At 58.7% G+C, this 23,664-nt stretch carries 19 protein-coding genes; 4 read left to right on the top strand and 15 right to left on the bottom strand.

Annotated features, from left to right (window positions below; all coding sequences use genetic code 11):
• Window positions 1-595: 595 nt before the first annotated feature.
• From IEV53_RS04895 to pspA, 11 genes are all read right to left on the bottom strand, one after another.
• On the bottom strand, window positions 596-2,719 hold the full coding sequence (locus IEV53_RS04895; RefSeq protein WP_188425665.1) for a M3 family metallopeptidase: 2,124 nt from the start codon (window positions 2,717-2,719) through the stop codon (window positions 596-598).
• 100 nt (window positions 2,720-2,819) lie between these two features.
• Window positions 2,820-3,428, bottom strand: coding sequence for an IMPACT family protein (locus tag IEV53_RS04900; RefSeq protein ID WP_188425666.1), 609 nt, complete (start codon window positions 3,426-3,428; stop codon window positions 2,820-2,822).
• A 94-nt stretch (window positions 3,429-3,522) separates the two neighbouring features.
• Complete coding sequence (locus IEV53_RS04905; protein WP_188425667.1) at window positions 3,523-4,893, bottom strand: hypothetical protein; 1,371 nt, start codon at window positions 4,891-4,893, stop codon at window positions 3,523-3,525.
• Between the two features lie 264 nt (window positions 4,894-5,157).
• Complete coding sequence (gene radA, locus IEV53_RS04910; RefSeq protein WP_188425668.1) at window positions 5,158-6,540, bottom strand: DNA repair protein RadA; 1,383 nt, start codon at window positions 6,538-6,540, stop codon at window positions 5,158-5,160.
• Between the two features lie 80 nt (window positions 6,541-6,620).
• Window positions 6,621-7,409 (bottom strand): ABC transporter ATP-binding protein, encoded by a 789-nt coding sequence (locus IEV53_RS04915; RefSeq protein WP_188425669.1) that lies wholly within the window; start codon window positions 7,407-7,409, stop codon window positions 6,621-6,623.
• Window positions 7,406-8,191, bottom strand: a complete 786-nt coding sequence (locus tag IEV53_RS04920) for an MlaE family ABC transporter permease (RefSeq protein ID WP_188425670.1) — start codon at window positions 8,189-8,191, stop codon at window positions 7,406-7,408. The genes IEV53_RS04915 and IEV53_RS04920 overlap by 4 nt, the downstream gene beginning before the upstream one ends.
• 110 nt (window positions 8,192-8,301) lie before the next feature.
• Window positions 8,302-9,711: a GIN domain-containing protein gene (locus tag IEV53_RS04925; protein WP_188425671.1), complete on the bottom strand. Its 1,410-nt coding sequence runs from the start codon at window positions 9,709-9,711 to the stop codon at window positions 8,302-8,304.
• Between the two features lie 61 nt (window positions 9,712-9,772).
• The gene (locus IEV53_RS04930; RefSeq protein ID WP_188425672.1) at window positions 9,773-10,972 is read right to left on the bottom strand and encodes a GIN domain-containing protein; all 1,200 of its coding nucleotides are present in this window, start codon (window positions 10,970-10,972) and stop codon (window positions 9,773-9,775) included.
• Window positions 10,969-12,357 (bottom strand): hypothetical protein, encoded by a 1,389-nt coding sequence (locus IEV53_RS04935; protein WP_188425673.1) that lies wholly within the window; start codon window positions 12,355-12,357, stop codon window positions 10,969-10,971. The genes IEV53_RS04930 and IEV53_RS04935 overlap by 4 nt, the downstream gene beginning before the upstream one ends.
• The gene (pspB, locus tag IEV53_RS04940; protein ID WP_188425674.1) at window positions 12,354-12,608 is read right to left on the bottom strand and encodes an envelope stress response membrane protein PspB; all 255 of its coding nucleotides are present in this window, start codon (window positions 12,606-12,608) and stop codon (window positions 12,354-12,356) included. Before pspB ends, IEV53_RS04935 begins: the two co-directional genes overlap by 4 nt.
• Before the next feature lie 41 nt (window positions 12,609-12,649).
• Window positions 12,650-13,336, bottom strand: a complete 687-nt coding sequence (gene pspA, locus IEV53_RS04945; RefSeq protein ID WP_188425675.1) for a phage shock protein PspA — start codon at window positions 13,334-13,336, stop codon at window positions 12,650-12,652.
• Window positions 13,337-13,470: 134 nt separating this feature from the next.
• On the opposite strand from pspA, the gene pspF reads away from it, so the two are divergent.
• A complete protein-coding gene (pspF, locus tag IEV53_RS04950; protein ID WP_188425676.1) occupies window positions 13,471-14,553 on the top strand; it encodes a phage shock protein operon transcriptional activator in 1,083 nt (360 codons plus the stop codon).
• A 259-nt stretch (window positions 14,554-14,812) separates the two neighbouring features.
• Here the strand turns inward: pspF and IEV53_RS04955 are convergent, their stop codons facing one another.
• Together IEV53_RS04955 and IEV53_RS04960 are read right to left on the bottom strand one after the other, a co-directional pair.
• Entirely contained in the window at window positions 14,813-15,298 is a 486-nt protein-coding gene (locus IEV53_RS04955) for a hypothetical protein (RefSeq protein WP_188425677.1), read from the bottom strand.
• A 92-nt stretch (window positions 15,299-15,390) separates the two neighbouring features.
• A complete protein-coding gene (locus IEV53_RS04960; protein ID WP_188425678.1) occupies window positions 15,391-15,969 on the bottom strand; it encodes a hypothetical protein in 579 nt (192 codons plus the stop codon).
• Window positions 15,970-16,528: 559 nt separating this feature from the next.
• Between IEV53_RS04960 and IEV53_RS04965 the strand changes: the two genes are divergently transcribed.
• Window positions 16,529-17,818 (top strand): DEAD/DEAH box helicase, encoded by a 1,290-nt coding sequence (locus IEV53_RS04965; protein ID WP_188425679.1) that lies wholly within the window; start codon window positions 16,529-16,531, stop codon window positions 17,816-17,818.
• 275 nt (window positions 17,819-18,093) lie between these two features.
• Here the strand turns inward: IEV53_RS04965 and IEV53_RS04970 are convergent, their stop codons facing one another.
• Together IEV53_RS04970 and IEV53_RS04975 are read right to left on the bottom strand one after the other, a co-directional pair.
• On the bottom strand, window positions 18,094-18,759 hold the full coding sequence (locus tag IEV53_RS04970; protein WP_188425680.1) for a nucleotidyltransferase family protein: 666 nt from the start codon (window positions 18,757-18,759) through the stop codon (window positions 18,094-18,096).
• The gene (locus IEV53_RS04975) at window positions 18,756-19,745 is read right to left on the bottom strand and encodes an XdhC family protein (RefSeq protein ID WP_188425681.1); all 990 of its coding nucleotides are present in this window, start codon (window positions 19,743-19,745) and stop codon (window positions 18,756-18,758) included. The genes IEV53_RS04970 and IEV53_RS04975 overlap by 4 nt, the downstream gene beginning before the upstream one ends.
• Before the next feature lie 283 nt (window positions 19,746-20,028).
• On the opposite strand from IEV53_RS04975, the gene IEV53_RS04980 reads away from it, so the two are divergent.
• Together IEV53_RS04980 and IEV53_RS04985 are read left to right on the top strand one after the other, a co-directional pair.
• Window positions 20,029-22,371 carry a TonB-dependent receptor gene (locus IEV53_RS04980; RefSeq protein ID WP_188425682.1) on the top strand — a complete coding sequence of 781 codons (2,343 nt, stop codon included), beginning with the start codon at window positions 20,029-20,031 and terminating at the stop codon, window positions 22,369-22,371.
• 46 nt (window positions 22,372-22,417) lie between these two features.
• On the top strand, window positions 22,418-23,656 hold the full coding sequence (locus IEV53_RS04985) for an alpha/beta hydrolase family protein (protein WP_188425683.1): 1,239 nt from the start codon (window positions 22,418-22,420) through the stop codon (window positions 23,654-23,656).
• Window positions 23,657-23,664: the final 8 nt, after the last annotated feature.

Consider the following 23,664-nt stretch of genomic DNA (forward strand, 5'->3'; position numbering starts at 1 on the left):
TTCTTGTGATGCAGATTCTGGGCGTTTACGGGGGCCACCGTGCCCAATGCGACAAGAGTGGCCAGGCAACCGGTCAATACAGGCTTACAGGACGTCATTGGGCGCAACCTCACGAGCGCGCACGAGCACTCCCCGCCATCTGGATTGCGTAATACCTCATTATATAAGTGAGGTATTCCGAGATCCGGAAAGGACGATGCGTCGCGGGCGAACTATTGATTTTTTACTTGATTCATAAAACCGTAAAATGACGAACAATGTTTGTGTATTGCTGCCACTTGTTTCGAATCGATATTTAAAATGAATCAGCCAGGCAGAGTGTGAAGGCTTTATTAAATGTCGAATGACATCACAATGTAACGATCGGTTGCGATCGAGATTCACTGTGTCTGCGGGGAGCCCTTTTTGTCGAGGGCGATGGGTGCCGGCCGTGTCCGGCTCTTCTCCCTGTTTGCGCCTGTATCAGACACGAGAGTGAGAGAAGGAGAAACGCCCATAGTGGGCGACGTGAGAAAGCGTTTTTCGTGGCCGCAGAGATGACCCTGTCCGGTCGTGTTGCTGCAAGAGCAATACGACCGGACAGTGGAAAGGATCTTTACTTCGCTGCGGGCAGAAGGCCGCGATGGGCCAGCATCGGGCCGATTTCGGGGTCCTTGCCGTAGAAGGCCTTGAACATCGGGCCGTAATCCATGGTGTGACCTTTCGACAGGATCATGTCACGGAAGCGCTGGCCGTTTTCACGGGTCAGACCACCATGCGACTGGAACCAGGAGAACACGTCCTGATCGAGCATTTCGGTCCAGAGATAGGCGTAATAGCCAGCCGAGTAGCCATTGCCCCAGATATGCAGGAAATAGCTTGAGCGATAACGCGGCGGCACATTGGCGACGTCGAGACCGGTCTCCTTGAGTGCCTTGGCTTCGAACTGATCGACATCCTGACGCGGTGCATCGGCAGACAGGCCGTGCCACGACATGTCGAGCTGGGCCGCTGCCACGATTTCACCCAGTGCATAGCCCTGATTGAAATGCGCGGCCTTCTTGATCTTTTCGACCAGTTCGGCAGGCATCGGGGCGCCGGTCTTGTAGTGACGGGCATAATGGGCGAACACTTTCGGGTCCATCGCCCAGTTTTCGTTGAACTGCGACGGGAACTCCACGAAATCGCGTGCTACTGCCGTGCCCGAAAGCGACGGATAGGTCTGGCTGGCAAACAGGCCGTGCAGTGCGTGACCGAATTCATGGAACATGGTCGTCACGTCATCAGACGTGATGAGCTGCGGCTGGCCCGGAGCCGCCTTGGTGAAATTCGCCACGTTATAGATGACAGGGCGCGTCTTCAGCAGGTCGCTCTGACCCACGAAATTCGACATCCAGGCGCCGCCCGATTTGTTGTCGCGCTTGAAATAGTCGAAATACATCAGACCCAGCGGCGAGCCGTCCTTGTCCTTCACCTCGAAGACCATGACGTCGGGATTATAGACCGGGATATCCTTGCGCGGCTCGAAGGTGATTCCATAAAGCTGATTGGCTGCATAGAACACGCCGTCGGTCAGCACGGTGTGCAGCTCGAAATAGGGCTTTACGTCATTCTGGTTGAGGTCGAATTTCTGCTTGCGCACGCGCTCGGCATAGAAATTCCAGTCCCAGGGCTTGAGCGCGAAATTCTGATGGTCGTCGCCGATAGCCTTCTGCAGCTCCTCCGCCTCACGATGCTGCTCTGCAGCGGTCGCCGGAACGAGCTGGTGGATGAAGCTGTTCACAGCCGCCGGGGTCTTGGCCATCTGATCGTACAGCGTATAGGCGGCATAGCTCGAATAGCCGAAGAGCGCGGCTTTCTCAGCGCGCAGCTGGGCAATTTCTGCAATTGTCTGGCGCGTATCGTTGGCATCGCCTTTTTCAGCGCGTGTCCAGCTCTGATTGAACAGGGCTTCACGCGTGCTGCGATCGCTCAGCGAAGCCAGATCGGGCTGCTGGGTCGTGTTCTGAAGCGGCAGAACATATTTCCCGCTCAGCTTGCGGCCTTCGGCGGCTTTCTGTGCGGAGGCAATGGCGCCGTCATCAAGCCCGGCAAGAGCCTCTTTCCTGTCGACCACAAGGGCGCCAGCCTTGGCGCTGGCGATCAGCTTCTGGTTATAGGCCGTTTCCAGTTTCGAGAGCTGGGTGTTGATGGCTCGCAGCTTCTGCTGGTCAGGGTGAGACAGTTCGGCGCCCGAATGGACGAATTGCTGATACGTTACCTCAAGCAGCATCGCCTGCTCGGGGTTCAGGTTCAGCTTGGCGCGGTTGTCGTAAAGCGTCTTCACGCGGTGGAAAAGCTTCGGGTTGAGATAGATCTCGTCCGAATGCTGGCTGAGCTTGGGCGCTTCCTTGCTGTCGATGGCGTCCATGGCGTCATCCTTGTCAGCCGAATAGACACCGTAGAACACGTTCTGCACGCGGCCCAGCAACTGGCCCGAACGCTCCATGGCAACGATCGTGTTGTCGAAATTCGGCGCCGCCTTGTTGTTGGCGATCGCCTGCATTTCTTTCAGCTGGTCTGCCATGCCCTTTTCGAAGGCCGGCACGTAATCGCTGTCCTTGATCTTGTCGAAGGGGGGCGCCTGATAGGGCAGGGGGCTTGCCTGAAAGAGCGGGTTGGCAGGGGCTGCCAGCGCGGTGGAGGAAAGCAGGGGAAGGGCAACAGCCGCCAGAGCGGCGGCGTGTCTGAAAACGGGCATGAAAAAGGATCCTACGATCGTAACATGATATGTTACCGTAGGAAGGAAAGAGGGGAGCGTCAAACCCCGATGGTCGTTTCACCTCCGCTTCGATTGGCGCCTACTCGAAGCCGGGCTCATTCTCCTCATCGAGCACCTTGATCGCGGCACCGCGCAACAGATCCTGCAAAATGTTTCTGACAGTCTCGGCCTCGCGCAGCGGCACGGAAATTTCCAGCCCCGCGCCGGTCTCATCGAACACGCAGCTCTCCTGCAGTGCGCTCCACTCGTTCAGACGTGCCTGGATGATCGGCAGAACCCCGAAGGACGCATGGAAACCCAGGCGCTGCATGGGCACGATCTCGATGGCGTCGCCCTGCTTGAGGCAGGAAGCGGCAGCCCCGCCATAGGCGCGCACAAGCCCTCCTGCACCCAGCTTGATGCCGCCGAACCAGCGCACGACAATAACGGCCACGCGGTCGAATTCCTGTGAATCGATGGCTTGCAGGATGGGCCGTCCCGCTGTTCCGCCCGGCTCGCCATCATCGAAACTGCGATAGCGTGCGCCAAGCCGCCACGCCCAGCAATTATGGGTGGCGTCGATTTCACGGACGCGTTCGAAAAAAGCGATGGCTTCTTCCTCATGGGCGATGGGCGCAGCATGAACGCGGAACAGGCTCTTCTTCACCACCGTATCCAGCTGCGTTTCGGCTACCAGGGTCCGGGTCATGAAGGGTCTTCCTGTCCTGTTTTTTTGACTTCAAGAAGCAGGGTCGCCGCGTTCTTGCAAGAAGTGTGTTCCGGTCTCGCAGGTTGTCCGGGATTTATCGCGTTGAGAGAAAATCCTCAACCTCCTGGTGCACCTTCACGGCATAGGACAGTTCCGGAAAGATCAGCTTTACGTAGCGCGCGTCCTGCATCCCTGGCTGCCAGGAGAGAACGACGGCACGAAGGTCGCTGGCTGCCCTGACTCCGGCCAGACCTGACGCCATCTGAAAAAGAACGAGGAGTAACGCAAAGCCTGTCGCTGTTTTCAGATCGGCTTGACCAACACAGCAAGGGCGCGAGCGGAGCCACACGAGCGCGCGCATGATCAGTCCTGCATGGAGCAGCACGACATAAAGCGCGTAGCGCGCCGGAGCGATAAGCTCGACGTTTTCATTGAGGCGGCCGAGGCTCGCCATGAGGGCGACCCCGAGACCGATCAGGATCAGCCCGGTTGAGACAAGCGAAGCACGTGTGGCTGTCTTCCTGCGCAGGCAGTCATTGACAAGCACGGCAAGAGCAACCAGCCCAAGGCAAAGGCCGAACACCATGGCAGGCAGGGCGAGGGCTGCAAGCCTCGAAAAAGGCAGGCCGAGAAAGATACCGGCATAGGCGATCATACGCTCAAGCGCGGCAATGCCGTGTGCGCCTGAATGCACTGCAGGCGCTGTTGAGTCGTGCCACAGATAGAGGCTCGTTTCGATAACTGCCAGAGACAGTATGACCGCGAGGATCGACTGTTTTGCTTTGGCCTGCCAGCCGAGCCAAAGCAGCACGGGCCAGATTCCAAGGCCTGTCATGTTGCTGAATGGCGAAAGAAGCGCACAGAGCATAGCCCCTGCGAAAAGAGGCGTGACGTTCTGCTGTGCGGTCACGGCACGTGCAAAGAGCACGATGGCGGCTACAGAGAAGACGAGGGAAATCGGATAGACGCAGTTGATCGGTACGCCGATATCAAGTGCCGAGGTGCTGCTCAGAATCAGCATCGGAACAAGGAGAGCCAGCAGCCTTTCCCTGTTCGAGGCGCCTTCTGACAGGATGCGCCAAAGCAATCCGGCTATGATAAGAACAGACAGAAGCGATGCAGCGATGAAGGCGATCTGATGGCCGCCGCCAATTTCGAGGTCGACCAGCGTGAGTGCCCGCTCAAAGGCGATGCGATGCTCGTTATGCGGCAGCAGGAAATGATGGAGCCAATTGGCTCCATCATTTACCCTCAGCGCCTCAAGCGCTTCATGCTGCCAGGTCAGCATGTCGAGATAGGGCGTTGTCATTGCCGTGCCCCAGACGACGAAGGCAAAAATAATGACATGCACGGCAAACAGGCTGACCAGCCAGACATCATAGGGTCTGTTCTGGCGATTATGCATGAACATTGAGAAGGGAGAGTGGCGCTGTCCGCCCGGATTTGAGGATGGCGCGGCCAGCATAGGGCATTCTCCCGGGATGAAGCGACAAGGGAGAAACCTCTCCCGCGTCATGTCAGGCAGTTAAAGAGCAGAAGTCGGGCGTAAAGCCGCCATAGTCAGAGCTTCTGCGCCAGTCGAATTCTCGGTCCATTCGTTTACACGAAGGATATATCTGCGCAAATGAGACTGGATGAAGGAATTGCTCGGGCAACTGCGGTAAAAACTGCCGGGCAGCAGTAATAGGGGCATTCTATGCTCCCGACTGCCCGGTATCAGACTGCTGGTTCAGTCTTCAACCGGCTGGAAAAGTTCGACCAGATCATTGAGATGCCCGATCTCCTTGAGCGCCAGACCTTCAGGGGGTTTGGCGCGCGCGGCGCCACTCGCGACACGGCGCGGCAGGATAGCTTGGGCGAAACCGAGCTTCTGTGCCTCCTTCAGGCGCAGATCGGTCTGGGATACCTGACGCACCTCGCCGGACAGACCAACCTCGCCGAAATAGGTAGCCCCTGACGAGGTCGGTACGCCGGTCGCTGCAGAGATCAGGGCCGCCGCCACCGCCATGTCGCAGGCAGGCTCGCTGATACGCAGGCCGCCTGCAATATTCAGATGGACATCCATCCCTGCCATCTTGAGACCGCAGCGGGCCTCCAGTACGGCGAGCAGCATATTCAGTCGTGCCGTTTCCCAGCCAACTACAGCCCGCCGTGCCGCGCCCTCTCCGGCCTTCGGGGAAACGAGCGCCTGGATTTCCAGCAGAACAGGGCGCGTGCCTTCCATGCCTGCGAAAACGGCAGAGCCTGCTATATTGCCGCGTCTTTCGGCCAGAAACAGGGCAGACGGATTGGGTACTTCGGTCAGCCCCGTATCGGTCATGGCGAAAACGCCAATTTCGTCTGTCGCCCCAAAACGGTTCTTCGCAGCACGAAGGATGCGGAATTGATGGCCGCGATCGCCTTCGAAATACATGACCGCATCGACCATATGTTCCAGGACGCGCGGACCCGCCAGAGCGCCTTCTTTCGTGACATGGCCGACAAGCACGAGTGAGAAGCCAACTGTTTTTGCAAGCCGTATCAGCTCGAAAGCACAGGCGCGCACCTGCGCTACTGAGCCCGGCGCACTTTCGATGGTTTCCAGCCACATGGTCTGGATGGAATCGATGACCACCACATTATGCTCGCGGTCCTGTTCCAGCGAGCTCGCGATTTCCGACACGTTGATGCTGGCTGCCAGATCGAGCGTCGGCGCTTCCAGTTTCAGGCGCCGCGCGCGCAGGCGTATCTGGTCTACGGCTTCTTCGCCCGACACGTACAGCACGCGCCGCCCTGCCCTGGCGAGGGCGCAGGTGGCTTGCAGCAGCAGCGTCGATTTGCCGATACCCGGATCGCCGCCCACCAGCACAACAGAGGCAGGTACCAGCCCTCCACCAAGCACACGGTCGAACTCGGCAATCGATGTTTCAATGCGCGGCGGCGGGGTGAGATCGCCGTCGAGATGCATGAGTGTCAGCTTGCCTGCGCGCTTTCGGCTCTCACGGTTCGTGGGTTCGACCGCCTCTTCGACAATGGTGTTCCATTCACCACACCCATCGCAACGCCCCGACCATTTGCTGGTGATCGTGCCGCAGGCCTGACAGACGAAACGGGCAGTGGGGCGTTTGGCCATTCTGGGGGGGCTTTCAGGCGAGAGGTTCAGTCTGAAAGATAGGGCAGGCGTGGAAACATAACAAGAACGAAGGGGGTGCTCTATTTCCGCAATTCCATCCCGATCGGCCCATCCTTGCGTCCATGGGTAAACTGATCGACCATGGCGTTGCCACTGTTCATCAGTTCCGAAGCGAGGCCCTTCCAGACCAGCTTGCCGTGGTAGAGCATGGCGGCCTGATCACCGATGCGCTGGGCAGAGGCCATGTCATGGGTGATGGCAATGGCGGTCGAGCCAAGACGCTTGACGCAATCGACGATCAGACCGTCGATCACAGCGCCCATGATGGGGTCGAGCCCCGTCGTAGGTTCATCGAAAAACAGGATGTTGGGTGTGCCTGCAATGGCGCGGGCGAGGCCGACACGTTTCTGCATGCCCCCTGACAGTTCTGAAGGCGCGAGTGCCCCGACCGTCGGGTCGAGACCCACCTGTTTGAGAATATCGCCCGCCTGTTCACGCGCCTGGGCTTTGGTCAGGCGATGCGCCTTGCCGCGTCCCTTGGCACGCAGACCGAACATGATGTTGTCTGCCACGCTCATGCTGTCGAACAGGGCCGCATTCTGGAACAGCATGCCGATCTGTTCGATCAGGGCGATACGTCGTGCAGGCGTCGCGGTCAGAACATTCTCGCCATCGATTTCGATCGTGCCGGAATCTGGCGTGATGAGCCCCAGAATGCAGCGCAGCAGCACCGATTTACCGCTGCCCGACCCGCCGATGACGACGAAAGACGTACCGGCCTCGACATCGAGATCGATGCCATCCAGCACCGTTTTTGAGCCGAAGGACTTGGTCAGGCCGCGAATGCGGATCTTGGGCAGGGCGCTCATGAGGCGAAGAACAGATCCGTCAGGAGGTAATCGAAAGCCAGAAGCAGGATCGAAGCTGCAACGACGGCGGCGGTAGTGGCAGAGCCTACGCCCTCTGCGCCACCCCGGCTAGTATAGCCGTGATAGCACCCCATCAGGCTGATGATGAAGCCGAAGACGGCAGCTTTCGAAAGGCCGACAATCACGTCGAGCGGCTTCAGCGCGTTGAACGTTGCGATGATGTAGTTCTGCGGGTCAAAACCGAGCTTGGAGACAGACACGGTAAATCCGCCCAGCACACCGAGAATATCGGCCACCAGTACCAGAAACGGCAGGGCCAGGGTGCCCGCAAGCAGGCGCGGCGTCACCAGATATTTCATCGGGTCGGTCGAGAGCGTACGCAGCGCGTCGATCTGGTCGGTCACGCGCATGGTGCCGATTTCAGCCGACATGGCGGCGCCCACGCGGCCCGCTACCATGAGACCGGCCAGCACGGGGCCAAGTTCGCGTACCACGGCCAGAACGACAATGCCGGCAATGGCGCTTTGTACGTGATACTGGGCAAATCCGGCATAGGATTGCAGGGCAATGACGCCACCCGAGAAAATGGCCGTCAGGGCGACCACAGGCAGCGAATAGAAGGCGATCTCTATCAGGCTGTTGAAAAACACCCCCCAGTAGAAAGGGGGGCGGAGCAGATGAGACAGGCCTGCCAGCGCGAAAAGTGCCAACGCGCCGGCCTTGCGCACGATGCCGAGAAAGGCACGCCCAATGGCTGCGACAGGATCGAGGATGAAATTCACGGTCAGCAGCCGCCAGCAAGGAGGATCATGATTCAAGCCCTAGCCTGACTGGGGCGTCACGTCAAAGCCCTTGCTGCGCCCTTTGGGCACAGGCATGGGCTGCTGCCTGCTCAGCCACTATTGCGATCCAGATCGCGGAACTGCGTGTGCAGATGGAAGTCGCGAGAGGTCACGCAGGTCTCGACTGCCCCGATACGCCGGTCGAGCTTCCGCAGCCGTTCGGTCAGGTCGAGAAGCTGCGGCAGCTGGGTTTGCGGCATGGGCGTGGTGACACGCGTCATGAGCGAGAGAAGAAACGGTTCCAGCCGTTTCGCGAGGGCCGGATTGGCGGCGTGCAGCAGGGGGATCAGTCTGGGAATGATCCGCCGACGCAGCAGCACGATCCCCAGCACAACCAGAACGATCACCCCTGAGGTCATGCTGCCACTATCGGTCGAGACACTGAAAGATGCCTCGGTCTTAGGGTGACTGTCAGTATGCGTGTGAATGGTCGTGGCGTGCATTGCGCTATCTGTGGTTTCCGGAGGGGTTGGCGGCTCGGGCGGTTCAGGAGGCTCTGGCGGTGTCGGCGGCACAGGAGGCGTTGCTTCGCTGGCAGCATGACGCAGCGCATCGAAATCGACGATCGTGCCATCGGCCTTGATCATGCGATGGGCATTGATGCGCGTTCCGTCAGGCAGCAGCATGTCATCAGACGTGATGCGCGTGCCGTTATTCGTGATGCTGCTGTTGGTAGACCCGGTGAACGTCTCGCTGTGACCGGATGAGTGCGCAATTTCTATCTCGCCACTCGCGCTCGAATGGGTGTGTTCTTTCTCCACCACCTGATGCACACGGATATCGCCTGACGCGCTGGTGCGTAATGTGGCAATGCGCGCCGCACCGTCGAAAATCGCATCGCCGGGGCCGGAAAGGGTGATGGCAAGCTGATCGACCGAGCCACCCCCTATCACGACATCGCCCGGACCGCTGGAGCCGATGATGATCGAGGGAGATTGTGCCTTTTCAATATGGATATCGCCCGGGCCTGAAATGGCGATGGTTGCCGGGCCGGTCAGGCTTCCCATGATGAGGTCGCCGGGGCCGCCGCCGCGATAGAGCAGGGCACTGGCCTTGTCGACATGGATCGTGCCGCGTCCCTGACGCAGCGAGAGCGGCCCTTCGACCCAGTCGATCTTCAGATCGTCGTAATTCATGGTGGTCGAGACGATCGCTGCCCCGGCTACAAGCTGAATGGTTGCGTTCTCGCCACAGGCACTGCCTGTGAGCCAGGCATCATGCGATCCGGCCTGAAAAGACAGCCCGGACGGCACATCACGCATATCGGCTTGCTCATGCAGCCCGGCAGCACCCTGGATATGGAGTGTGCCGATGCAGCTGGTTCCGACATGCAGCGTATAGGGCGCTGCGGTGAGGGCGGCCTCGGGTGAGCTGGGCGCTGCGGCCTGCGCCAGCGCTTTCTGGGCAGGGATAGTCGAGACCAGAATCAGAGAGAGAGCGCTCAGGTGAAGACGGTTCACGGCGTGTTTCCCTTTGTTCCTGCAGGCCTCGTATCGGGCGTCAGCATAATCGGTTCGTTTCTCACCCGCAGCGGCGAGAGAGGGTGTGAAATTCGCGATGCAGATGGAAATCACGCGAGGTCACGCAGTGCTCGACGTCACCCACCCGTCGTTCCAGACGTTTGAGCCGTTCAGTCAGATCTGCGATTGCAGGCTGCTCTGTCACGAAGGCAGGCTGGCGGTCTGAAGAGACGACCCGTGAGCCCATGATGCGGCGCATGAGCGGGACAATCCGTTTGCGCTGGGCGACGCAAAGCACCACGCCCAGCAGAAAGAGCCAGCCCGCAGAATGATGATGGTGCGGCGCCTGAGAGGTTTGCCCCGTATCTGCCGCCTCGTCATCTTCGGCTTCCGCCTTGTCGAAGGCGATGATCGTCCCGTCGGGTTTGACCAGATCATGGTCTGTCACCACCGTCCCGTCAGGAAGGGTCAGCAGAGGATGGGTGGCTGGGGGGCTTTTGGGCGGCGCCTTTTCGTGGCGGACAGTCACCGAAGCCGCGCCATGAGCCTCCTTCTGAACCTCACCCGTCACTGTATCAACGGTGATGGTGCCAAAGCCGGTGGCTTCCAGCGTGGCTTTTTGGGCAACGCCGTTGAAATTGAAATTGCCCGAGCCATGCAGATGGGCGTCGAGTGCGGCAATCCTGCCAGCAGACAGGGTGATGTTGCCAAAGCCGCCTGACCGTACCGCAACGCTGGGGGAATCGACACGACCGATCATGATATCACCACTACCGTTCAGGGTAATGGAGGCAGGGCCATGCAGCCAGCCGAGCTTCAGCGCGCCGAAGCCGCCTCCGTCGAATGCAAGTGCCGTCACCTGATCAGCGGTGACCTCACTGCTGCCTCTGTGCGTGACAGAAAGAGGCCCATCGACGCGGGAAATGCGCAATGTGCCGAAACGACTCATCCTAGCGATGATGGCGGTGCCCACAGGAACACGCAGATGGGCAGGGCCTGTGCATTCCTGCCCACTGAGGGTGGCGGAATGGGTATCCGAGGTGAAGGACAGCCCCTCTGGCGCCTTGTCACCCTCTGGCAGCAGCGCCGCACCCTGCTCACCTGCTGCGCCTTCAACCGTGATGGCCGAGGCGCATGGCGCCTCGAGCGTCAGGGTAAAAGGCGCTGCATCCAGCGCCGCCTTGGGCGTATCCGGGCTGGCAAGAGCGAGTGTCGGTAGCGCGCCAATGACGAGCGTAAGGCTGAGGCTGAGCCGTATCACCTTGTCTGATCTCCCTTTGCCGCCGGTGTAGCGCTTGTGGCTGGTGCCTGCGCCGGAGTCGTGTTGACCGTCGATCCGTCAGGCTGGGTCCTGCCCTGAGCGGGGGTAGTCTGGCTGTTGACTGGCCCGCCTTGCGGAGCCTGTGTCCCGGTGGAGGGGATATCGGTGGGGGAAACCGCCCAGGGCTGCTCATCCGGAACGGCAGGGCTGTTCTGACCGGGCTGTGCGGTGGACGCGCCCGGTGTGGGCGTTGTCGGCGTGGCAGGCTGTGGCACAGGCTGTGTGGGTGGCGACGCCGTGGCGGGAGCCGAGACTGTCGCTCCATTGACGGGTCTCGGCGAGGCCGGTGTCGCGGGGGGAAGCGGCAGGTTCGCGCTGCCCGAAACAGCGGAGGAGGGCGTCGAAGCGGGGGGCGCAGAAGGGGAGACCGGCTTCGTCGGGGCGACTGGCGGCGAAGGGGGCTGTGTCTGGCTTGCCGGTACGCCGACACCCGAAACGGTCGGGGCAACCGGCGCAACCGGCGGGGTGATGACCGGGGCGGCCGGTGCCGCAGGTACAGGCGGCGCAGGCTGTGCGGCTATCGGGGCGGAGGGCTGCGTAACGGCTGCGGCGGCCACTGGGCCTACCTGCACGTTGCCGGTACGTGTCAGGGCGCCACTGACCGTCGGAATGGCGACAAGGCCCGTGCCATTGGCTGAGACCGTGGCGGTGTTGAGCGTGCCGCCCAGGCGGGCGCTGGCCCCGTTTTCGACCATGAGCGTCAGCACGTCGACACGGCCATCCGTCACGGTGAGATGGCTGGTTTCGGAAAGCTGGGCCGAAAACGCATCAAGCTCGGCATGATCGACCACAAGACCAGAGGCCCCTGTTTCGACAACCTGCGCCGCCCGATTGAGATGAGCGATATGCACCTGCTCGGTACCGCGCAGGCTGAGGTCGAGCGACTGGATCGTATCGGCGTCGAGCTGTCCGGCTTCGAGGCTGGCTTCAAGAGAGGCCAGCGTGCCGTTGATGACGAAATGCGTATCGTGGCTGTCGTGGATCAGAACGCCCACGCTGGGGGCGACAAGAATCGAGACCTTTGCAGTAGGGGCGCAGCTCTTGCTGGTGATGAGAACCTTGGAAGAGCCCTGTGTCTTGCCCGTGCGCATGGTGAGATGCGCGCCGCCTGTTGTCGAACTGTCGATCGAGACCCCGTCGCTCATGGCCGGGTCGACCGTAATCTCGAAGCGCCCCAGACAGGGTACGCTCAGATCGAGGTCTTCTGCATCCATGACGACCTGAGGCGCCGCGTGAAGCGGCGTGGTCATGGCAAGGCCGGAGAGAAGCAGAGCCGTCAGAGCGATACGCTGCATGGGCGGGGTCAACAGGCGGACAGATATCATGAGAAGCTCCGTGTCCTCCATCCCGGCACATCCTCATCAAGAATGCGCTCAAGCTGATCTACACGTTCCTCGAGTCTCCGGGCCTGGACATGCGCCATGTTGAGCGCTGCCAGGTCGGATTCCTGAAGCTTGCTGGCCGTGGCACGGGAGCGGGCACGAATGGTCACGATATACATGACCATGACGAAAGGCATGACGACCGCCGCAAGGGCGACCAGATCGCCCAGATCGATTGCTGAACCATGACTCATAACCGGCCACCCTTGCTCTTAACGCGTCTCATTGCTGTCTTTTACCCTTGGCGGTTTCTGATCTTGGCCCGCAGCGCCTCGAGTTCGTTCTCGACGGCCATATCCGTTTCAAGTCCTGCCAGCTCTTCCTGCAGGCTCGGCTTGCGCGTGCCACCGGGACCACGGCCGAGATCATAGGATTCAGCTTTCCCTTCGAGCGCGTCAAGCGCGCGTTCCACCTGTTCGAAACGGTTGAAGGCATTCTCGACACGGGTATCGTACAGGCGCTCACGCGTCTTGATGCGGTTGGTAGCGGCTTTGTGACGCAGGGAGAGGGATTTCTCGCGCGATTTCGCATCTGCCAGCTTGGCCTGCAGCTTGCCGATATCATCGTGCTGCTGGTCGAGGCTCTCATTGACCTGAGCGATCTGCTGCTCGAGCGATTTGCGTGATTGTTCGATGGTCGATTTTGCTGCGAGCGCGCCCTTGGCCAGATCTTCACGGTCGCGGGTCAGGGCGAGTTCGGCCTTGCGCAGCCATTCATCCTCTTCCTGCACCATGGCGCGGGCGCGGCGCTCGAGCCCCTTGCGTTCGGCAATCATGGTGACAGCCTGGCTGCGGACTTCGACCAGCGTGTCTTCCATTTCCTGGATGATGAGCCGGATCATCTTTTCCGGGTCTTCTGCGCTGGCCAGAATGGCGTTGAGATTGGAATTCACGATATCCGCGAGGCGGGAAAAGATACCCATTGTGATGCTCTTTCTTTGCTGAAACGATTTTAACAGGAAATGATCGCAGGAGAACACCAGCTTCTCTTGTCAGCGACGCGATACGGGGTGAAACATGTGGGCCCCGAGGCGTGAGATGCGAGACTGGCCATAAAATGGCACGATCCCCCAGAAACGATGAAAACCCGACACCGATCGGACAATCTCCCGCCTTTCTGGAGATGCTCGACCATATTTCGCGCCTGGCCCCCCTCGACCGTCCTGCCCTGATCATCGGAGAGCGCGGCACGGGCAAGGAGCTCGTTGCGGCCCGACTGGCGCTGCTCTCTCCGCGCTGGGACAGGCCGCTCATCAAGCTGAACTGTGCGGCTCTGCCGGACAGTCTTCTCGACAGCGAATTGTTCGGTCATGAGGCTGGTGCCTTTACCGGGGCCCAGCGTCGCAGGCTGTCGCGCTTCGAACAGGCCCATGGCGGTACGCTCTTTCTCGACGAGATCGCATCGGCTTCCATGGCGGTGCAGGAGAAGCTGCTCCGCGTGATCGAATATGGAAGTTTCGAACGCGTCGGTGGCAACGAGACCATCCATGTCGATGTGCGTCTGATCGGCGCGACCAATGCCGATCTGCCCGCTATGGCGCGAAAGGGCGATTTCCGCGCCGATCTGCTCGACCGTCTGGCTTTCGATGTCGTCATGCTGCCGCCCTTGCGCGCCCGTCAGGAAGATATCCTGATCCTGTCCGAGCATTTCGCCACCCGCATGACCGCCAGTCTGGGGCGCAAGGTTTTTGCCGGTTTCTCGGACCGGGCGCGCGATGCCCTCATGCGCTATGACTGGCCCGGCAATGTCCGTGAGCTGCGTAATGTCGTCGAGAGAAGCGTCTATCGCATGGACAGGCCGGAGAGGCCCCTCGACGATATCGTGTTCGATCCGTTCAGGAACGGCCCGGACTGGCTGCGGCCGCTTGCCACGCCAGAGCCTGAAAGCACTCCGCTGCCTGCGCGTGAAGCTCCAGCCCCGCAAGCCATGCCCGACACCCTGCCCGAGGGGCTTGGTTTTACCGAGGCCATCCGCGCCTATGAGCGCAATCTGCTCGAACACGCTTTGCGTCACGCCCGCTTCAACCAGAAGCAGGCCGCTACGGCGCTCGGCCTGACCTATTATCAGCTCAGGCATTTGCTCCGACAGCACGGCCTGGCCGATCGCAATGCGCGAAAGCCGGTCGGTCCGACGGATTGAAAGAGGGGCGAAGAACGTCATGGAGTTCTTCATGCAAATACCATGCCAAGTCCGTAGGGCGGTAGCGTTTATCGAGACGCGCCGGAATCAGGGGTGATATTTGCCACAAAATGGCGTATTTCTCCCTTTGATTTTCATTGCCTTGTACAAGATGGCAGTCTGGGTCGTATCTTTCTCTTCATGAAGCTTTTGGACCGTCGCCTTGCGCCGCTGAAAGACGTAGAGGAGAAAGTGCGGAAACGGGGTGTTCATACGGATGTCATGGCCGCGCTTGGCGAGAGCACTCGGGAACCAGTTTCTTTGCTGAGAGAGATTTGACAACTTGGTCAGCAATTTCTCCGGCAGCGTCTTCGTGGCTATCGAGAGGAATTCCCATGAGGGAGGTGTGCGGGATCGCGATAGCCAGCTCTCCTGCCCAGACATATCTGGCCTTGGAAACGTCATAGATGTAGGTGACGAGCTTTTCGTCTGCCAGCCCAGCTACATTGTAGAGTGACATCCGATTTTTGAGGATGAGAATCTTGTCGGCATCGACCTTTCTGACCGCCTCTTTCGTGGCTGGCATGTCGGGATCTGTTGCAGTCTCATCGTCACTGGCAAAGAACATTACCCCGCAGGTATTCATCCTTTTGTTGAGTGCTTTAAGGATATGCGCACCTTGCTTCAGGCGGATACCGTTGATCTGATCTATCAGCAGGATATGTCTCGCAGGGGAGATGCCATCGAGATCGGAGAGCTCTTGCACGGATTGTACGCTCGGTCCGCACGACGCGAGAGTGGCAAGAGACAATAGGGCTATCAATCTTTTCATTGCTTCAATTCCCGGTAGGTCGGCTCTTATTTTGCTACCTGCGTCGTTGCGTCTTTCGACTCAGTCCGAGCATCGCAATTCAGGAAGAGACCAGCGGAATGGAAAGCATGAAAAATAGTATCGGTTATTTTGGGTGTATCAAAGCGTGATTGAAGGCCTTTCTTTTTTCCCATTAGCAAGCTGCCGACACCGACGCTATAGCGCCCAGACCAGATTTTCTTCCCTGGTATTTGGTAGACGTTTACATAAAGATCTTCGGACATGATGTAATTATATGCGCCCATCTCCAGATTATCGGCTCTGATTGTGATTATTTTATCTGGCTGGAATTTTTCTGTTGCAGTGTGAAGTTCTTTTTTCCAGTCCAGTCGAAGTTGGCCATAATAGAATATGTCAGTTTTTACGTTGCATTTTGCGAATTCTTTCGAAAAATCTTCGTATAGAATTTTATCATGATGTTCTTTTTCATCTATCATATTTGAGAAGAAGAACACTCGATGTGATTCGCTGATTGGCGCGTCTGTCTTTTGAAAGGATTTGAGTCGTATCTGTGTTTCGCAGCCACATAATAAAGTGGTGACCAACAGGATTATTGTTTTTCTCATCTCTGTCTCGCTGTATTCGTGAATGTCAATACATTCCGATTTTGGCGTGTGAAAATAAACCTCATATAGATCGGACACGAATCACATTGTAGTGCAATACGTTGGCTTTGGGGTTGTTGTAGAGAATGGCTGGATTCAATCTTCCGATATGCAGTTTACGAAAATGGGTCTCATCGGTTATGGTTCGGTGAATGAAGCGCACTGTGTCATGCGTACTGGCTGCTTCGGTAATTCGCGATAATCTTGTCAAATATTGCGGTTTCTTCTTGCGTCGTATCAGGGTTCTCACGCGAAAGCAGGTTTCCAAAGTCGTGATCTGAAGCATCCAGTGACTAGTCGCCGAAATCATGCATGATCCGCCTTCCATGGTATAATCGGGGCTTCGGGGAGAAGGCTGGGCAGGCGCTGACGCATCTTTATCGCTTCAACCGGGAGCCACCGTAGCGTGAGTCTACGTTTGCGTTGACGTGCCAACAATTCGCCCGCTAAAGGGCACCTCCGCAGTCTGAATGCCCACCAAGGCGCAACCGATTTTGTGCGCCGGAGGCGCTGTTTCTTCATGACCATGACATTCGACGATCTTGCTCTGGCGCCTGCCATTCTCAAGGCGCTGGCCGAAGCCGGATACAAGACGCCTACCCCCATTCAGGCACAATCGATCCCCCTGCTTCTGCAGGGGCGTGATCTTCTGGGCATGGCTCAGACAGGAACAGGCAAGACGGCCTCTTTCGCACTGCCCCTGTTGCATCGTCTGGCTGCCAACCCTCGTCCCGCACCGAAAAACGGGGCCCGTGTGCTCGTTCTGGCCCCGACGCGCGAGCTCGTCAGCCAGATTGCCGATGGGTTCGAGGCATTCGGCAGTCATCTGAATTTCAGCGTGACCACGATTTTTGGCGGTGTCAGCCAGTTTCATCAGGTCAATGCGCTGCAGGACGGTGTTGACATCATCGTTGCAGCGCCCGGCCGCTTGCTGGATCTGATCGAGCAGGGGCTTTGCGATCTGTCGAACCTCGAAGCCCTGGTGCTGGATGAGGCTGACCAGATGCTCGATATGGGCTTTGCCAAGCCTATCGAAAAGATCGTCGCTGCGACGCCGGGCGAACGCCACACGATCCTTTTTTCCGCGACCATGCCGAAATCGATCGCAGCGCTGGTGGATAGTCTGCTGAGCGATCCTGCGAAGGTGGAAATTGCGCCGCCTTCCACCACGGTCGATCGCATTGAGCAGACTGTCATGTTCCTTGATGCAGAGCACAAGAAGGCGGCCCTGTTGTCGCTGCTGAGCGCGCCTGATGTCGGACAGGCCGTTGTGTTCACGCTTCAGAAGAACATCGCCAACGAGGTCTGCTCGCATATTACCGAAGCGGGCATTACGGCTGAGGCCCTGCATGGCAACAAGTCGCAAGGTCAGCGCGAGCGTGCGCTCGAGGCGTTCCGCGAAGGCCGTGCGCGCGTTCTGGTGGCGACCGATATCGCCGCGCGCGGCATTGATGTCGATACAGTGACCCATGTGGTCAATCATGATCTGCCCAGCCTGCCGGAAGCCTATGTTCATCGTATCGGTCGCACGGGCCGCGCAGGACGCAGCGGCCGGGCGATTACCCTGTGCGATGCCGAGCAGCGCGCCTGGCTGCATGATGTCGAGCGCACCATCGGGCGGGCGCTGACAGTGCATGAAAACCATGAATGGCATTGCGAGAAAGCACGCTACTCAACTGCACGCGCCCCCGTGCTGGGCGGTGGTCCGGTAAAGAAGATCAAGGAGCCGAAGGTCCGCGAGCGTAAGGTCTGGACCGAAGAAGAGAAGGCTGCGGCACGTGCCGCTGCTATGGCAAACCGCGCAAACTGAGACTTACGGCTCTCGTGAGTATCGGGAGCCATCAGCCTTGTCAGGTATCATGACAGGGTGAGGGGGCGTCATTAATGTGGACGCTCCCGTGCCTTGCTTCCCTCGGGCTGGATCCGCCAGCGCGTTCTCTGGCGGTCTGCCCCTTGCAGCATAAATGCCAAAGTAAAGGGGCGCCAAATAGTGTCGAACCCGGCAATGATCGCGCTGCGTATCGTCGCTTTGAACCAGATAAAATCCGAGCTGAAAGCAGGTCATTGTCATAAATTCACGCCGCCTTATTGCCGGTGGCGCTTCTCCTGAGAAGAAGGCTCCTTGGTTGTTTTTCCAAGGCCTGTTGTATGAGCAAGTGACGCCGATTCTGCCTGGCGCATTCTGCGATCCGCCTCTTGGGCGTCTTCGCGAAAATCGATGTCTCGTATTTCATCGGGCGTTGCGGCAATGAGCCGCGCGCGTCGAAGCAGCGGTCGCGCACCATTTTCGCTATCAGGGTCGAGTGTTCTCAGGTCGGAAACCGGGAAAACAGCCGGTGGCCCTCTGTAATCGAGGGAGTGCGATGCGAAAATCTGATCTGGAACCGCTTCACTGGCCGCGCGCAGCGTGCCGATCAGATCTGTCGAGATGAACGGCATATCTGCCAGACAGACGAGCACTCTTGTTTCAGGTGGCAGGCCGGTTATTCCCAGAGCGAGCGACGCGCCCAGACCGCGCTCCGATGCGGCATTGATCAGGGACTGAAATCCTGCCTCCTCATAGGCCTCGTGCCAGTTGCCGTTGGCGCGGTGAACAACACGTTTCTGCTGCCAGTTGAAGTTCCCGACGGTGCCCAGAAGGTGATGCGCCAGCTTCCGCTGGCCGATCACGGCTTCAAGCTTGTCATCCTCTCCAAAGCGACGGCTCAGACCGGCCCCCAGAACAAGCAGAACGCAATCTTGCCCTGTCATGTCCGCGGCGCTGCCTTTCGTGCTTCGATCAGGGAAAATATCTCGGCCAGAACCGAGACCGCAACAGACCGCGCTTCACGCGATGGGCCAAAAAGACCGATCGGGCCGCGTATGCGTTCGAGGGAGGCATCGTCATGACCCATGGCCCGCAGGGCTGCAAGACGTCGGGCCTGTGTCCTGCGGCTGCCAAGGCAGCCGATGAAAAAAGCCTCGGTCTGCAGCGCGGCTTGCAGCAGAGGCAGTTCGCGGTCGAGATCGTGATGGAGCAGCACGAGTGCGGTGTCCTGATCCTGCGCATGGTGCATGATGCATGTCACGTTACCTTCCATGATTGTCAGTCCGGCAGCAGTGGCGAGCGCGGTCAGAAAATGGCTTTCGAGCCCGCCGCCAAAAATCATGATCTGGGGGTCGGGGCGATACCCGGCTGTAAAAACCGTGCCCTGCCATCCTGTGGGCGCCTCGCCCGTTTCTGTCCGCAGGGTTTCGCCTGTGCTGTCATAATGCAGCATGACCGCCTGTCTGGACTGACGGTGTTCCAGAAACCCGATCAGGGCAGTCAGGTCGCGCAGAACGTGCAAATGGAGCCCAATGCCACCACGGCATGGCAGGACGATATCGAACCAGGGGGAGCCCTTGCCATAGCGACAGATGCGGTCGCGCTTCTCTGTCATGGCCGTGCAGGCTTCGCTGACGACACTGGCTTCGACACAGCCGCCAGATACCATGCCGACATAATGACCATCATCACGTATGGCCATGAGTGTGCCCAAGGGGCGTGAGGCGCCCTCAATGATATCTGTCAATATTGCGAGGACGCAGTCCTGGCCTGCCTGATGGCTCTCAACAAGGAAGCGCACGACATCATCAGGATGATCGCTGGTCATGGCGCAGACCGCCATGACAGGAATCGCCGTCGGTCTGGTCGGGTATTGCATGGTTTCCTGTTTCGATAGGGGCAGGAAAGAGAGACTAGCGCTGACTTTCACGGCTGTCCGCCCTCATTATGGAGATTTTTTTGACAGGAAATTGTAACCGTCATTATTTCTTCAAAAAAATTGTTGACCGGATTTTCCCCTCATGATCTGATGTTTCGTATTCGGATCGATTTGAAAAATTTCCCACGCAAACACGCACCCGAACAATTTGAGGCCGTCAATGTGTCGCCACGAGCAGAGCCGATATCGCACGTCCAGTCGTTACGATACCGAACCAGACTCTTTCTGGCCCCGCGTCGCGGCAGGGGCGTGTCGCCCCGTCAGAGGCAAGGGCGTGCTGTCGCTTCGCTTCTGGCTTTCCTGTTCGCTCTGCATTCTGCCGGTTGCGGCGCATGCCCAGACCTCTTCTTCTGTGCAGGCGCATCCTAAACATTCCGGTTACGCAACAAAAAAGAAGACTGCGAAACCCTCTTCTGCCCGAGGCAGCGGTGTTGAAGAGGTGATGGTCACCTCGCGTCGGCGCAAGGAAACGGCGCAGCAGATACCTGAAACCGTACAGATCTTCACGGGCAAGGAACTCAACCGCCTTGGCGTGCAGACCCTGCCGGATTTGATCAAATACACGACCAACGCACAGAACCTCGATTTCTATGGTGGCGCCATGCCGACCTGGGTGATCCGTGGCGTCAGTCTTGCCGATTTCAACCCAAACTCGACCCCCGCAGCCCCCATCTTTTTGAACGACGCCTATCAGCCAAGCACGGTCATGGGCACGGGCAGTTTGTTCGATATTTCCCGTGTCGAAGTTCTCAAGGGGCCGCAAAGCGGTCTTTATGGACGCAATACAATCGGCGGCGCCGTGCGTGTTCTGACGAACAAGCCCAATTTCGACAAGGCAACCGGCTCGGTAGCGGTTTCCTACGGGCGCTGGGGTGATGGCCATATCAATGCAGCCTATGGCGCGCCGATCACCCGTAATCTGGCCTTCCGTATTGCCGAGACATCGGACCATGGCTGGAGCGGCTGGCAGACATCGCTGCAGAATGGCGCGAAATGGGGGCGCAAGAACCGTGACTCCGTCCGTCTCGAAGTGGCTGCAAAACTCGATAACTGGACGCTCAATTTCGATCTGCATGGCAGCCGCGACAAGTCGCAGCTCGCTCTGGCAACGGCAATTGGCGTTTACAATAATACGGGTGGTTTCTGCTCGGCCATGATTGCCGGTTATGCCGATCAGCAGAACTGTCTCACACTGCCTCAGGCTTTCGGCGATGCCAGTCAGGCGGCATCACGTCAGACGCAGGATGGCACCAAGGTGCTTTCCTCTCCGGTTAATCAGCTCGACAACAAGGCGGGTGGGGCGCAATTCAGCGCGGTGGGCGATCTGGGTGGTCTTGAGCTGACTTCCATCACCTCGCTCGATTATTTCGATTACGGTCTGAATTACAACTACGCTGCGACCGGCCCCGTTTATGCCACGCAGGTCGAGCATACCCCCATGCGTATGGCGCAGGAAAACCTGCGCCTCAGCTCGGGCAAGCCCAAGCGTCTCGACTGGCTGCTCGGTCTCGATGTGGCTTATGAGGATCTGGAAGAGAACAAGCAGTTCCAGCTTTTCGATAACGCGCTTCAGACTCTCTATACCGGTCTCTCCGGCGCGGCCAATGAAGGGATCCTGAGCTACACCCAGAAAACGCAATCCTATAGCGGATACGGGCAGATCACCTATCATATCCTGCCCAAGCTCTCGCTCGATTTCGGTGCACGCAGCACCTGGGAATACAAGACCTATAATGGCGCTTTCCAGCAATCGCCGGGTTATTACGTCGCTTCTGACGTGACGCGCCAGTACCAGCTGAAAGACCATGTCACGGGCAAGGCCGTGCTGCGCTACCAGTTCGACCCGCTGAACATGGTCTATGCCTCTGTTGCGCGCGGATATAAGTCGGGCGGTTTCTACGGCGGCTTCCCCATTGCCAGCACGGCACAGATCGACCCTTATCGTGAGGAGCAGGTCTGGGCAGTCGAGGCCGGGTTCAAGGCCCAGACGCGTGACCGCAAGCTGATCGTCGACGGCGCGGCCTTCTACTACCGCACCTATAATTATCAGAACTTCACGACCGAATATTCGGCTGTCAGCAAGACGATCACTTCGACCCTGACCAATCTGGGCACGGCGGTCAATCAGGGCCTCGAAGGCAATATCGTCTGGAAGCCCGTACCGACCCTGACCTTCAATCTCGGGGCTGCCTATAACGACGCGAAAATCGTCAGATCCTCGCAGTACCAGCTGGATTACGCCGGTAACCTGGTGTCGTGGCAGGGGCAGCGCCTGCCTTATGCCCCGCGCTGGAGCCTGACGCCCTCGGCCCGTTATGAGCACGAGATGTTCAACGGGGCTTATACCGCAGGGGTGCAGATGAATTACAGCTTCCGCACCACGCTGAATGCGTCGCGCGGGGTAGGGGCCTGGATCAATAATATTCCGGGTTACGGCCTGCTGGATGTGCGTCTCGATCTGCTCTCCCACAAGCAGCACTGGAATCTGGCGCTTATGGGGTTCAACGTGACCAATGTGCATTACCGCACGGTCGGTCAGACCGACGGGGTGAGCGACTTCCAGCAGATCTACGGAATGCCCGCCAGCTATCGTTTCCAGATCGGGTATGATTTCTGAACGGACCCGGTTTCAGAACAGGTTTTTCTCTCTTTTCAGGTGGAACATGACAAAGAAACTGTCTCTCAAAGCCAATCTGCTTGCCATGCTTGTGCTCTCGACCGGGCTGAGCGGGCTTGCTCATGCCGGAGAGCCACCCTTGCCGACCGATCCGGCCGTCACCCGTTCGCTCGAAGCCCAGGATGCCCTGCCGCGCACGGCATTCTACAGCACGCCCGCCGATATTGCTGCGTCTGCACCGGGCGCATTGCTGCGTCAGGAAAAAGCGCCTGAATACAGCCTGCCCAAGGGCTTTACCGCAACGCGCATTCTCTATCGTTCGACTGACTCGCACGGTAATCCGGTCGCGACATCGGGCGTCGTTGTCGTGCCTCCCGGCAAGGCGCCAGAAGGGGGCTGGCCTGTCATCGTATGGGCCCACGGCACCAGTGGCACCGCCCAGTCCTGCGCGCCGTCGCTCATGAAGGATGTCTATTACGGCGGGCTGCGCGTGTTCGATCTGGCCGCTGCCGGATTTGTGCTTGTCATGACCGATTATCATGGTCTGGGAACTGACAGCCCGCACCAGTACATGAACAAGTTTGCCCAGGTGGCCGATATCCGTAATGCGGTGCCCGCAGCCCATGCCCTGCTTCCCGATCTGTCGCAGAAATGGTTCGTGGTCGGTCACTCCCAGGGCGCTTATGCCGCGCTCGCCACGGCAGAAGCCGAAGCCAAGGCAAATGATCCTGGCTATCTTGGCGCCATTTCGATTGCACCGGCTGCGCGTGTCGGCATGATAAATGCCAATATCTCTGCCGTGAAAAAGGCAGGCGGTCCCTACATGTCATGGCTCGCTTATGCCATTCACGCGCAATATCCTGAATTCAAGCCTGAAGATCTGCTGTCGAAAACCGGTCTGTCGCAATATCCCGAAGCAACAGGCAAGGCCTGCTGGCTGACCGGCAATGCGCTCTATTACCCCTATTCGGCCAAGGAACTGGTGCGGCCGGACTGGGACAAGAACAAATACGTCAAGAAGTTCTTTGCCGAGCAGACGGTCGGATATGAAAAGGCCAAGGGGCCGATCCTTCTGATTGCTGGCGGTGGTGACACGACCATTCCCATCCACACGCTGGAATCCTATGCGAAGGATGCCTGCCATGCCGGATCGGACGTGAAATACATGGTTGTGCCCAATGCCGAGCATGGCGCCGCCATGGTTGAATCGATGGACACGCAGATTGCGTGGCTGAAATCGGTTCTTGCAGGGAACGCCCCCTCCAATACCTGCCAGCGTCACTGACCGCGCTC

Origin of the sequence: Asaia siamensis (assembly GCF_014635085.1) — a bacterium.
GTDB lineage: Bacteria > Pseudomonadota > Alphaproteobacteria > Acetobacterales > Acetobacteraceae > Asaia > Asaia siamensis.

Coding starts and splice junctions, on each gene's coding strand:
- IEV53_RS04895 (WP_188425665.1), bottom strand. CDS start 2,719: ATGCCCGTTTTCAGACACGCCGCCGCTCTGGCGGCTGTTGCCCTTCCC.
- IEV53_RS04900 (WP_188425666.1), bottom strand. CDS start 3,428: ATGACCCGGACCCTGGTAGCCGAAACGCAGCTGGATACGGTGGTGAAG.
- IEV53_RS04905 (WP_188425667.1), bottom strand. CDS start 4,893: ATGCTGGCCGCGCCATCCTCAAATCCGGGCGGACAGCGCCACTCTCCC.
- radA (WP_188425668.1), bottom strand. CDS start 6,540: ATGGCCAAACGCCCCACTGCCCGTTTCGTCTGTCAGGCCTGCGGCACG.
- IEV53_RS04915 (WP_188425669.1), bottom strand. CDS start 7,409: ATGAGCGCCCTGCCCAAGATCCGCATTCGCGGCCTGACCAAGTCCTTC.
- IEV53_RS04935 (WP_188425673.1), bottom strand. CDS start 12,357: ATGATATCTGTCCGCCTGTTGACCCCGCCCATGCAGCGTATCGCTCTG.
- pspB (WP_188425674.1), bottom strand. CDS start 12,608: ATGAGTCATGGTTCAGCAATCGATCTGGGCGATCTGGTCGCCCTTGCG.
- pspA (WP_188425675.1), bottom strand. CDS start 13,336: ATGGGTATCTTTTCCCGCCTCGCGGATATCGTGAATTCCAATCTCAAC.
- pspF (WP_188425676.1), top strand. CDS start 13,471: ATGGCACGATCCCCCAGAAACGATGAAAACCCGACACCGATCGGACAA.
- IEV53_RS04960 (WP_188425678.1), bottom strand. CDS start 15,969: ATGAGAAAAACAATAATCCTGTTGGTCACCACTTTATTATGTGGCTGC.
- IEV53_RS04965 (WP_188425679.1), top strand. CDS start 16,529: ATGACCATGACATTCGACGATCTTGCTCTGGCGCCTGCCATTCTCAAG.
- IEV53_RS04970 (WP_188425680.1), bottom strand. CDS start 18,759: ATGACAGGGCAAGATTGCGTTCTGCTTGTTCTGGGGGCCGGTCTGAGC.
- IEV53_RS04985 (WP_188425683.1), top strand. CDS start 22,418: ATGACAAAGAAACTGTCTCTCAAAGCCAATCTGCTTGCCATGCTTGTG.